Source organism: Chryseobacterium sp. Mn2064 (assembly GCF_049319685.1).
In the GTDB taxonomy this organism is placed as follows: Bacteria; Bacteroidota; Bacteroidia; order Flavobacteriales; family Weeksellaceae; genus Chryseobacterium.
Genome location: NZ_JBMOUE010000001.1, coordinates 770,264 through 781,835, shown reverse-complemented (window position 1 = coordinate 781,835; position 11,572 = coordinate 770,264). Strand labels below are relative to the sequence as shown.

Below are 11,572 nucleotides of genomic sequence, written 5' to 3'. Positions count from 1 at the left end.
ATGTAAATAAATACCAACTCATCATATATGTCAGACTTTACCCATCTTAATACAAACGGGCAACCCACCATAGTAGATGTAGGAAACAAAGAAATCTCCCGCAGAAAAGCGGTGGCTCAGGCCATCATTTCTTTACCTGAAAATGTTCTGGAAATCCTGCAGAAGGATGATTTTAAAACAAAAAAAGGTTCTGTATTTCAAATTGCCATCATAGCCGGAATTATGGGAGCAAAAAAGACCAGTGAACTGATTCCGCTTTGTCATCCCATCGGACTTGATAACTGCAATTTGCAGATAGAACTTAATGAAAAAAACGAAATCGTCATTGAATGCACCGCCAACGTTGAAGCCAAAACAGGAGTAGAAATGGAAGCACTTACCGGAGCTTCTACAGCCGCATTAACGATCTATGATATGTGTAAGGCATTCAGTCATGATATTATCATCAAAGAAATTAAGTTAATAGAAAAATCAGGGGGAAAAAATGATTTCAGAAGATTATAAAACAATACCTGCCATCAACGGTCTTGTTCTGGCTGGTGGTAAAAGTGTACGGATGGGACAGGCTAAAGATTTGCTCAACTGGCATGGAAAAGAACAGCGTTATTTTGCAGCAGATCTTCTGGCTCCGCTCTGCGATGAGGTTTTCATTTCCTGCAGACAAGATCAGTTGGAAAACTTCGATTCTGGTTATCAATTTCTTACCGATACATTCCTGAATATGGGACCATTCGGTGGTATTCTTTCAGCATTGCGGTCTCAGAGAGATAAAGCTTGGCTGGTGGTTGCCTGCGACCTTCCTCTTCTGGACCAGAAATCTCTTGAATTTTTAATCCAATCCAGAGATCCTGAAAAGGCGGCTACCACTTATGAGAGTCCTTTTGATGGACTACCGGAACCTTTAATCACGATATGGGAACCGAAAAGCTACCCTCTTCTACTTAATTTTCTGGGAATTGGAAATACGTGCCCAAGAAAAGTTTTGATCAATAGCGATACCCTTATCCTGAAGCCTGATAATCCGCACGCTCTAATGAATGTCAATACACCTGAAGATGCAGCGAAAGCCCAGAAAATATTGAAAAATTAATCAGAAACTTTTTAAGATTTAAAAGAATGGTTATGGATACATCATTGGAACGCTATCAGTGTCAGATTGCTTTACCAGGTTTTGGAACTGCATCGCAGGAACTGCTTAAAAATGCGAAAGTTCTTATTGTAGGAATGGGAGGGCTTGGTTGCCCCTGCGCACAATATCTCGTTTCTTCAGGAGTAGGAACCATTGGTATTGCGGATGATGATCATGTTTCTTTAAGCAATCTTCACCGTCAGATCTTATATACTCCTGAGGATATTGGTCTTTTAAAAGTTGATGTTGCGGCAAAAAAACTTCAGTTACAAAATCCATCTGTAGCTGTTATTCCTTATCGATTGAGAATTTCCTCGTCAAATGTTTTGGATCTGATCTCAGAGTTTGATCTGATCATTGAAGGAACCGACAATTTTGAAACCAAATGTTTACTGAATGATGCCTGTGTACTTACAGGAAAACCTCTGGTATACGGAGCTATCTATCAACATGAAGGGCAAGTCAGCATCTGGAACGTTTTGCAGCCGGATGGCACTTATTCTCCCAATTATAGAGATGTTTTCCCCGATGTAGAAAATGCCCAGGTTCCCAATTGCAGAGAAGGAGGTGTTCTTCCTTCCCTCGCAGGAATTGTAGGCTGTATGCAGGCTAACGAAGCCATTAAATATTTAACACATTCGGAAGATATTTTATCAGGAAAACTATGGATGATGAATGTTTTGAGCGGCAAAACGCAGATAATTAAGCTTAAAAAAACGACAAACGAAATTACAGACTTACCTCAGACGATTCCGAATATTACTTTTGAACGGTTGACACAGGCAGACAAAAATCACTTTGAAATAATAGATGTGCGTACTCAGCAGGAACACGAAAATTTTAATATTGGCGGAAAAAATATTCCTTTGGATGAATTACAGGAGTACTTCCATCATATTTCCTGTATTACCAATCCCATTGTTTTTTACTGTCTTTCCGGAAAAAGAAGCCTGGAAGCAGCCCGAACCGCTATAAAAGCATTCCCTGACAAAGAAATATTTTCTTTAAAAGATGGAATAAGTAAAATAATTCATTAAAAATATTTAGTAATAGCATTTTATTCGTCAAATAAACTTTCGTCAGAATAAAACACCTTCCCATCGCGAATTCTTGCCGGTGAAGTATAGGGATGTTCTTCTTTCTTTCCGATATTCATGATATGTTCAACCTCCCAGCCTTTTGCTTTAAGATAGTCTGAGATCATAGATCGGTGGCAACTCCACCACACAGCTTCGGAGCACATCAAAACTGTTGCTTTCTTCATTGCAATATGTTCAAGCTTTTCAATAGCCTTACTAAACTCTTTGGTTTGCATATAATCGGCATACCCACGAAAAGACTCGTTTTTCCACCGGCTGTTTACTGAGTTGGGCTGTACTTTCCTTCGTCCGCCCAATTCTTCCAGATGGATATATTCAATATGATTCTCTGGTAAAACTTTTTGCAGATTGTCTTTGCTAAACCAGGGAAATCTCTTCGATCCCGGAAACCTCCTTACATCTGCCAATACTTCAATATCAAATGATTTCAGCATTTCAACAAAATATTCCAAAGGATGAACAGAGTGCCCAATAGTATAAATCAACGGTTTTTCTAAAGATTCCATGCAATTTTCCTTTTTGTCCAAAAATCAGTCTATGATATTTTGTACCTGCTTCTGAGTATTGGAAATCTTTTCTCCTGCCATTTCATGAATCGTTTCATCAATCATAACACTCATGCTGTTCAGGGCCAGATCATTCGCTTCTGTACCGAATGGCTCTTCAATTTCATCCGCTATGGCTTCAAAGGCGACAAATGTATAGGCAACAAATACTACAATAAGCGGCGTAAACCACCTCAATGAATCTACCAACCCGAAAGGTAAAAGAAAACAGTAAATATATACTGTACGATGTAATAAAACCCGATAGCTATAAGGGATAGGAGTGGAAACAATTCTTTCGCAGCCTCCCACAATATCGGACAGCTTGTCAAAATTCTCATCAAAACGGGATTGCTGAATAGAATCTATAATTTCCTCTTCCCTAGCCTTCTGCACCCATTCTCCCAATAAACGCATAATGACTGCAGGTTTGTATTTTGCCGCGGCAACAACTTTCATTTGGTATTCATGAAGCCTTTGTTGTAAGTCTTCATAAGCATCTGTTCCTCTAAGCTGATGTTTTAACGCAAAAATAAAAGCCCCAAGCAGGTTGATAAAATCGGAGGGCAAAAGACTGGTTTTTTTAGTATTCTTTAAAGTTAAAACCTGACGGGTCAACGATCTGGAAGTATTCAATAAGGCTCCCCACAGTTTTCTTCCTTCCCAAAACCTGTCATAGCTTGCATTATTCCTGAATCCTAAAAACAGGGCAAGTACAAAACCAAACAGGGTTAGCGGAGCCGGATTAAGAGGAACTTTAAATGAGAAAATCATCCCACGCAGATATACAACCCCTAATGACAGAATAAAAAGTAAAAAAAGACGCGGCAACAACCTCGGCAATACAGAGCCATGCCAAACAAAAAGCATTTTGAACCAATTTTCCTTCTTCCTTATAATCATACTTTCTTTTGTTAAGTCCTTATCTAAAATTTTATTTTTTAATCTGTCCTACGATCAAAGATTCCAGCTGGTAAGAACTGCGGGCCGGTTTTTTTTCTCCTTCTGCAATAATACGAAGCGGACCTTTAGATTCCGGCAAGGGCTTTCCATCTACAGTATCAGCCACGATCACATTTTTGTCTGCAATAGAAGCATCAAGCTCTGCCAACGAAAATAATACCTGATATCCGTCTGCACATTTGGCCAAAAGATATTTTGAAAGGTTTTCGCCATGAAGTTCTTTACCTGAAGGAACTCCCGCTTTTGCAAGAATTTCCTGAACGGAAACACCGGAATATAGATGAACATTCCCGTCTTTGTCTTTTAATGAAGCTTCTTTTCTCGGCATTTTTGAAAGATCAGCCAAACTCAGTTCTAAAGGTTTTGAAACCTCGCCGTTTACCTTCAGTTTAAAACCGGACTGACAGAATGCCCAACCGGAGAGGAACAGAAGAACTACAGGCAGTATTTTTTTCATAGTACAATATTAATGATAATTATGGTCTTTGAATGGCTCCCCGATAAAGCATTTCATCTACTTTTTTATACACTTCGGGATCGTGTTTTTTTATTTTAATCTTAACATATTTAGAAGCAGGCATATTGCTTTCTTTTACGACATTATTTACAGAGACCAAAACATTGGTTTCGGGAAAATAGGTCACTGTATTTTTTTCAGGAATCTGATAAGAAACAATGATAAACAGAGGAGCAACTCTTTCTATTCCGTCGTCATAATTGTAAAGATCTACTCTATCACCTGCTTTAAATCCTGCCTTATCAATATCTTTCTGATTCATAAAGATGACGCGGCGTTCATTTTTAATTCCGCGGTATCTGTCATCCAATCCGTAAATAGTTGTATTAAACTGATCATGAGTACGGGTGGTCGCCATCATATATTCATCAGAAGCAAGGGTATTATCAGGAATTTCCGTTAAAGTAAATGGTGCACGTCCTCCAAGTTCTTTGGAAAAACGCTGCTCATCTCTGGCTCCGTTCGGAAGATAAAATCCACCTTTTTGTCTGACGCGTACATTATAATCTGTAAATCCGGGGATGCATTGTTCAATATCATCTCTTACTGCATCGTAACTGTCATGATAACGCTGCCAGTTAACTACAGACCGGCTTCCTAAAGTAGCCATCGCCATACGGCATACGATTTGGGTTTCGTTGATCAGATTATCGGATACAGCGTCCAGCATTCCTTTTGAGCTTTGAACAACTCCCATCGAGTTCTCAGTGCTTACAATCTGTACTTCTCCATTTACGATATCTTTGTCACTTCTACCGTAAGTTGGCAGAATAAGGGCTTCTTTACCATGCACAAGATGAGTCCGGTTGAGCTTTGTAGAAACACATACCAAAAGATTGAGTCTCCGTAATGCATGAGCCGTAAAAGTAGTATCCGGAGTTGCAGAAAGGAAATTACCGCCCATACAGAACATCACTTTTACTTTTTCCTCATGAATGGCTTTTATGGCCCGTACTACATCATACCCATGTTGGCGGGGAACTTTGAAGCCATATAAATTTTCAAGACGGTCAAGCTGTTCATCGGTAGGTTTTTCGTCGATCATCATGGTTCTGTTTCCCTGCACATTGCTGTGACCACGCACAGGGCATACTCCCGCTCCTGGCTTCCCTATACTTCCTTTCAATAGAAGAATATTCAGGATCTCCCGGATCATATCTACACCGTTGGGCTGCTGTGTAAGTCCCATTCCCCAGCTGATAATGATTCGTTTTTTATGGGCAATCATTTCTGCGGCCTGATAGAGAGCTTCTTTGGAAACGCCTGAAAGTTCAGCCAAGTCGTCCAGCTTATAATGATCAAACTGTTTGAGAAATTCTTCATAACCTACTGTTTTGTCTCTGATAAATTCTTCATCAAAAACATTCCCAGGATTTTTCTTTTCCAATTCAATTAAAATAATTTCCAGCGCTTTCAGTAAAGCCATATCACCATTGATCTTTACAGGTAGATAAAGGTCTGCAAGCTGTACTCCACCTTTAAGAATTGCTTTTACATTCTGAGGATCAATAAATCCCATTAATCCAGCTTCGGGTAAAGGATTGACAGCAATGATCTTAGCTCCGTTCTTTTTCCCTTTTGCTAAAGCACTCATCATTCTCGGGGCATTGGTTCCCGGATTTTGTCCTATAATAATGATAAGTTCAGCATTATGAAAATCATCCAGAGTTACTGTTCCTTTACCAATTCCTATGGTAGGCCGTAAAGCTGATCCGGAGGTTTCATGGCACATATTGGAGCAGTCGGGCATATTATTGGTTCCAAATTCTTTGGCAAATAACTGATAAACAAATGACGCTTCATTACTAGTACGTCCGGAGGTGTAAAAAGCGGCTTCATCAGGTGATTCCAAGGCATTGAAATGCTCCGCTATTTTTTGAAAAGCATGATCCCAGCTTATGGGTTCATAGTGAGTCGCTCCCGGAGCCAAATACATAGGATCGGTAAGACGTCCCATTTTTCCGATCTGATAGTCATCTAATTTTGCAAGATCGTATACGGAGTTTTGTCTGAAAAACTCGGGGGTTACTCTTTTGGTTGTAGCTTCTTCAGCCAGAGCTTTTGCTCCGTTTTCACAATATTCACCAAGAGCAGATCGCTCATCATCTGGGTCTGGCCATGCACAGCTTGGGCAGTCGAAGCCCCCCATCTGATTCATTTTAAATAGAGCCCTCATTCCCCGGACAGGTGTTTTTTCTTCTATTAAATCACTAAAAGCAGCCATCACTGCCGGTACTCCCGCTGCTGCTTTCTCTACGTGTGTCAGTTTAAGTTTGAGTAAAGTGAAGGGGTTTTCAGCGCTGGGCTCCTTGCTGATTTCTTCTTCTACCTTCTTTTTATTATTTTCTTCCATACCCTTTATTTTGTAAAGTGATTAACATGTAAGATTGGGATTCGGATAATTGTCACTCTGATCTTCCACAGTATTGTCGATACATACAAAATCCTTTTCCACCAACAATTTTACCATTCCTACTTCGCCATCAAAACCTACTGTATCTGTAGAAACCAGCTCTTCAATCATATTAACCGGCATTTTCAGAACAATTTTGTTTTCGATAAAGGAAGCAGAGAGAACGTCGTCATTTGTTCTTTCTATTGCATAGATAAAAGCTTTCTCAACAAATTGGGTCACACTGTAAACCATTCCGTTAGTCCCTAATTCTGAAACTTCTGATTGGGTTAAACGAAATCTTATAGAGTTGTCTTTGATTCTTATTTTCATGGGGTTTGTTGTTTTGTAATAATATCGTGAAAGTTGCTTTTGTTATATATATTCAATCTATTATCCCTGAGAAATCCTAGAAGTGTTATATCAAATTCTTTAGCCAAATCTACTGCCAGACTGGATGGTGCTCCTATTGCTGCCACCATAGAAATTCCTGCCATAGCAGCTTTCTGAATCAATTCAAAGCTGGCTCTTCCACTTAATACTAAAATAATATCTTGTAGTGGAAGCTGTTCTGTAAATAAGGTATGACCTATCAGTTTATCCAATGCATTGTGCCTGCCTACATCTTCTCTTACAGCAAGCAGATTTCCGTTGAAGTCAAAAATTCCTGAAGCGTGAATTCCTCCTGTTGCACTGAAATTGTTCTGAAACTCCTGTAGATTTCCTGACAATTGGTACAATGTTTCAATCGTAACAGATTGCTTTTTCCGTTCAATATTTTGAAAAGAACTTACCGTTTTTATAGATTCTATGGACCCTTTTCCGCAAACTCCACAGCTGGAAGTGGTATAGAAATTACGGTCTGCGTTCATCAGATGCGGAATACAGTCTTCTGCCAGTTCCACTTCGATGATATTCTCCCGGTTTTTAGAACATTCAGCTTGGGGATGATCTATTTTTTTGATCTGCTGATATCGGGAAATAATTCCTTCTGTGAAGAGAAAGCCTACCGCAAGTTCAGCATCATGACCGGGAGTTCTCATGGTAACGGATATATTTTTATACTCTCTCTGATTTCCAACACCATAGGAAATCCTGATCTCCAGGGGTTCTTCTACAGAAACATCATCAGTATAAGGAAAACTGCTGTTATCTTTTATTTTGATAATATCGATCTGCCGCACAGACTGAGTTTCTAATAGATTGGTTTTCATAGCTGAATAATCTGGTATAGTAAATATACGAATTTTCGTTCTTGAAATTATGGGTGAGCAGAAACCCATTCTTCTCCATCTTCAAAAATTTCTTTTTTCCAAATGGGGACAGTCTGTTTTATGGTGTCTATAATGTATTTGCAGGCGTCAAAAACCGCATCTCTATGTCCATCGCTTACAACAATCATCACCGCCGCATCACCAGGAAATAAAGTTCCTACGCGATGATGAACAACAACGTTACGAACCGAAAATATAGAAATTGCCTGTTCTACAACCTTTTTTATTTCTTTTTCGGCCATAGACTGGTAGCATTCGTATTCAAGTCGGATTACAGGTTTGTTTTTGGTCACATTCCGAACCGTTCCTATAAAGGTGGCGATACCTCCACTGCTGAGGTCGTGAGCTGCAGCCAGACATTCTGTGATATTGAGGGGAACGTCTGTTATTTTAATATCAATCATTTTATTTTTGTTTTTTATGTGAAACCCAAGATTTTCCATCTAGCCGCCACTTACCGGTGGAATAACGGCAATTTCGTCGGTTTCTGAAATGATCTGATGATCTTCTGCATATTCTTCATTCAGTGCTATGAAGTAAGATTTCAGCTTTTTCAGGTCTGGAAAACGTTCTTCTAATAGTTTTTTCAATTGTCCTGCATTTAAGTTATCTTCTGTTTCCATTTCTTTTTCTGATGTTCCGAAAATATCTTTGGTAATTCCGAACGCTAGTATTTTAAGTTTCATTTTCTCTTTTAAATTGATTCTACCAGTATTTTATTAAAACATTTACCCCTGCGACCAATACAAGAACAGCGGTCATTTTTTTGATAATTAAAGGGTTCCATTTCAGGGACATTCTTGCACCGATCTGCCCGCCAATCAGCACCGCAAGACATAGACTTACAATTCTGAGATAATCCATCCCAACCGATAGTTTTGATAATTGACCAAAAATTCCTGAAATTGAATTCACCAATATGAAAACACTTGACGTTGCGGCAATCTTTCTGGGAGTGTCCCATTTCATTAAATTCAGAAGGGGAGAAAGAAAAATTCCGCCCCCAATTCCTACTAATCCTGATAAAAAGCCTATTCCACCTCCTAAAAAGCTGTTTCTTACGATTGAAAATCTTGGGTTTTCTGTAATGATCACTTCATTTTTGCCATCGGTTTTTATCCATAACAATACTGCGGCAATGATGAGTGTAATTCCCAGGATCAGAAAGAAGGTTTCCTGTTTTATTTTTACGATTGCTCCTAAAAAAGCCATTGGAACGTTTATAAGTGTAATGGGGAGTACTTTTCTCCAATCGATCTGCTTATTTTTAAGGTAGATATACACTCCTCCTACGACTACGATTACATTACATATAAGGGCCGTTAAACGGATTTCCTGATATGGCAGGCTATACATCGCCAATACAGCGAGATAACTGGAGCCGCCGCCAAATCCTACGGATGAGTATACAAAAGCAATGATTAAAAAGAACAGAAAAATTTCCCAATGTCCCATAGTATTTTGTTGAAGGTGAATCTTATTACAATAATACTCATTTTATAGCTTGCTTACCCTGTGAAAGATAAAAGTCTGCTTTATGATTTATGAAAAAATATAATAAATTGTTTATCTTAAGACTCCAGTAATGTCATAACTTTATCATTCATTACATTAAATTCTTAGAAAAATAGAAATGTCAATCAACAAAACAACAAAAAGTATGAACTCCCAAAACGTCACAGATTATCCTAACAACAATACTTATTTTCTGGTTTGGAACTTTAAGAAGGATTCCGATCTTGCTACCATACAATCTGTATTTCAGAGGATCTGTGCCCTTATCACAAATCTTAATAATTCTGCCCTGGACCGATTTCCGGATGCCAAAGCAAGCTGTGTTTTAGGAATAGGCTACGAAGCATGGCAGCAACTGGAGCTTCCAAAGCCTTTACCGAAAGAATTTAAAAAATTTGAAGAAATAAAAGGCAGCAAGCATACAGCGGTGAGCACTCGCGGAGATCTGCATTTCCATATTCGCGCGGATGAAAAAAGTCTTGCTTATGATATGGCTTCAACGGTTTCTGATTTTATGAAAGAGATTGCAGACTGTATTGTTGAGGTTCAGGGATTTCGCTATTGGGACAGCAGATCTATTTTAGGTTTTGTGGACGGAACGGAAAATCCGCATGGAAAAGACCGGGATTATTTTGCCATCATCGGAGATTCTGATCCTCAATATGAAGGAGGAAGCTATCTTTTTGTGCAGAAATATCTTCATAATATGAATGCATGGAAATCTCTTTCTGTAGAGGATCAGGAAAAAGTTATCGGAAGATCGAAGGAACAGGATATTGAGATGGATGATGATGTAAAGCCTAAAAATTCTCACATTGCTCTGGCCAATGTAGGTGACGATTTTAAAGTGGTGAGGGACAATATGCCATTTGGAAATGTTTCTACCAATGAGATGGGTACTTACTTCATTTGCTATGCCAGCACTTTCAGCACTGTTGAAAAAATGCTTACGAATATGTTCATTGGCGATCCTGTAGGAAATTATGATAGAATTCTTGATTTCAGTACAGCTCAGACGGGAACTTTATTTTTTGTTCCTTCGGCAGATATGCTGGATGAATTTTCTTCATAAACCGAAATACAGGAATTTCGATCTACAACAATTCTATATAGAAACGGACCGCTTTAACTGAAAAGAGGTCCATTTTCTATTAAAACAGGTTTAATTACCTTCAGAAAGTATCTTTTTTAATGTCATAGCATGAATTCTGACTTCGTCTGCATTTTTCATCTTATATTTCCTTTGTAAAGGTTTTTCATGTACAAAGATCCCATTCATTTCAATCAACCGGTTTAACTTGCCTGATGAAAGTTTTAATCCTATTCTCACTACGAAAGATATTTTAAGGTTAAAATCAAAAGGAGATTTAATAACAATGGTAAGCATTTCACGGTCTGAATCCGGTAGATCTTCTACTGAAATTTCATCACAGATCACATCGTAATCAACGGCTTCCAGATCGGCTTCAACGTTATTTTTTCTTCTTATTTTGTGAGAAAAAGCATATTCCCAGGCTGTCGCTATATCATTTTCTGACATTTTATTAAACAGATCTTTATCAATCGCTTCTGTTCTTATCCTGGAAAAAAGGGTCATATTATATCGACTCTGGCAATGTACACAACGGTAAATTAACCATATATCAATGTTTTTCTTTTGGGCATTCAACCGGAATTTATCACTACACTGAAATCTATCGCTACTACAGTGGTTGCATTTCTTTTTTAAAAAGGGAGTGTTTTTCGCTTTTATCTCCCATATATATTGTATACTCATTACTTATCATTATGCTTACTATTCTTTGTGAAATTCTTCACATATTATGTACGCATTACAGCAACAGATATATTTTCCGGAAAGCCAGAGATAGGATAAAGCCAGTTTTTACAAGCCGTTTCCTACTATAGCCAACCGCTTATTTCAGATGATAATCATAAAGATGGTAAAGCTGAAACAAGAGATATACTTGCCTTTGCGGACAATACAGTACATAATATGAGAAAATGAAAACCTGCTCAGATAGAATTATCTGAACGAAAGAATTATCAGCCTGTGGTTGCTAAGACTGATATTAAGCTATAATAAGTTTAAGAGTCGTTCTCAAAACGAGTTATTTTCTTGGTTATGATAAAAGTA

At 38.4% G+C, this 11,572-nt stretch carries 14 protein-coding genes; 4 read left to right on the top strand and 10 right to left on the bottom strand.

Going from position 1 to position 11,572, the window contains the following annotated elements:
- Positions 1–27 precede the first annotated feature (27 nt).
- The 3 genes from moaC to ACL9RH_RS03365 are packed head-to-tail and all read left to right on the top strand — an operon-like array spanning position 28 to position 2,166.
- Positions 28–504, top strand: a complete 477-nt coding sequence (gene moaC, locus ACL9RH_RS03375) for a cyclic pyranopterin monophosphate synthase MoaC (RefSeq protein ID WP_422691928.1) — start codon at positions 28–30, stop codon at positions 502–504.
- Positions 485–1,090: an NTP transferase domain-containing protein gene (locus tag ACL9RH_RS03370; protein WP_422691927.1), complete on the top strand. Its 606-nt coding sequence runs from the start codon at positions 485–487 to the stop codon at positions 1,088–1,090. The genes moaC and ACL9RH_RS03370 overlap by 20 nt, the downstream gene beginning before the upstream one ends.
- A gap of 32 nt (positions 1,091–1,122) precedes the next feature.
- Positions 1,123–2,166, top strand: coding sequence for a ThiF family adenylyltransferase (locus ACL9RH_RS03365; RefSeq protein WP_422691926.1), 1,044 nt, complete (start codon positions 1,123–1,125; stop codon positions 2,164–2,166).
- A 20-nt stretch (positions 2,167–2,186) separates the two neighbouring features.
- Here ACL9RH_RS03365 and ACL9RH_RS03360 read toward each other — a convergent pair whose 3' ends face one another.
- The 9 genes from ACL9RH_RS03360 to ACL9RH_RS03320 are packed head-to-tail and all read right to left on the bottom strand — an operon-like array spanning position 2,187 to position 9,375.
- Positions 2,187–2,735, bottom strand: a complete 549-nt coding sequence (locus tag ACL9RH_RS03360) for a DUF488 family protein (protein ID WP_422691925.1) — start codon at positions 2,733–2,735, stop codon at positions 2,187–2,189.
- 24 nt (positions 2,736–2,759) lie between these two features.
- A complete protein-coding gene (locus tag ACL9RH_RS03355; protein ID WP_422691924.1) occupies positions 2,760–3,677 on the bottom strand; it encodes a bestrophin family protein in 918 nt (305 codons plus the stop codon).
- A 31-nt stretch (positions 3,678–3,708) separates the two neighbouring features.
- Complete coding sequence (locus ACL9RH_RS03350) at positions 3,709–4,194, bottom strand: molybdopterin-dependent oxidoreductase (protein WP_422691923.1); 486 nt, start codon at positions 4,192–4,194, stop codon at positions 3,709–3,711.
- Positions 4,195–4,213: 19 nt separating this feature from the next.
- Complete coding sequence (locus ACL9RH_RS03345; protein WP_422691922.1) at positions 4,214–6,607, bottom strand: FdhF/YdeP family oxidoreductase; 2,394 nt, start codon at positions 6,605–6,607, stop codon at positions 4,214–4,216.
- 21 nt (positions 6,608–6,628) lie between these two features.
- Positions 6,629–6,979, bottom strand: a complete 351-nt coding sequence (locus tag ACL9RH_RS03340; RefSeq protein ID WP_422691921.1) for a DUF7009 family protein — start codon at positions 6,977–6,979, stop codon at positions 6,629–6,631.
- Entirely contained in the window at positions 6,976–7,860 is an 885-nt protein-coding gene (gene fdhD, locus ACL9RH_RS03335) for a formate dehydrogenase accessory sulfurtransferase FdhD (RefSeq protein WP_422691920.1), read from the bottom strand. Before fdhD ends, ACL9RH_RS03340 begins: the two co-directional genes overlap by 4 nt.
- A gap of 47 nt (positions 7,861–7,907) precedes the next feature.
- On the bottom strand, positions 7,908–8,324 hold the full coding sequence (locus ACL9RH_RS03330; protein ID WP_422691919.1) for a molybdenum cofactor biosynthesis protein MoaE: 417 nt from the start codon (positions 8,322–8,324) through the stop codon (positions 7,908–7,910).
- A gap of 39 nt (positions 8,325–8,363) precedes the next feature.
- Entirely contained in the window at positions 8,364–8,606 is a 243-nt protein-coding gene (locus tag ACL9RH_RS03325; RefSeq protein ID WP_422691917.1) for a MoaD/ThiS family protein, read from the bottom strand.
- Positions 8,607–8,625: 19 nt separating this feature from the next.
- On the bottom strand, positions 8,626–9,375 hold the full coding sequence (locus ACL9RH_RS03320; RefSeq protein ID WP_422691916.1) for a sulfite exporter TauE/SafE family protein: 750 nt from the start codon (positions 9,373–9,375) through the stop codon (positions 8,626–8,628).
- 205 nt (positions 9,376–9,580) lie between these two features.
- Here ACL9RH_RS03320 and ACL9RH_RS03315 point away from each other — a divergent pair, with 205 nt between their 5' ends.
- Entirely contained in the window at positions 9,581–10,507 is a 927-nt protein-coding gene (locus ACL9RH_RS03315; RefSeq protein WP_422691915.1) for a Dyp-type peroxidase, read from the top strand.
- Positions 10,508–10,597: 90 nt separating this feature from the next.
- Here the strand turns inward: ACL9RH_RS03315 and ACL9RH_RS03310 are convergent, their stop codons facing one another.
- Positions 10,598–11,212: a DUF1062 domain-containing protein gene (locus tag ACL9RH_RS03310; RefSeq protein WP_422691914.1), complete on the bottom strand. Its 615-nt coding sequence runs from the start codon at positions 11,210–11,212 to the stop codon at positions 10,598–10,600.
- Between the last annotated feature and the right edge of the window lie 360 nt (positions 11,213–11,572).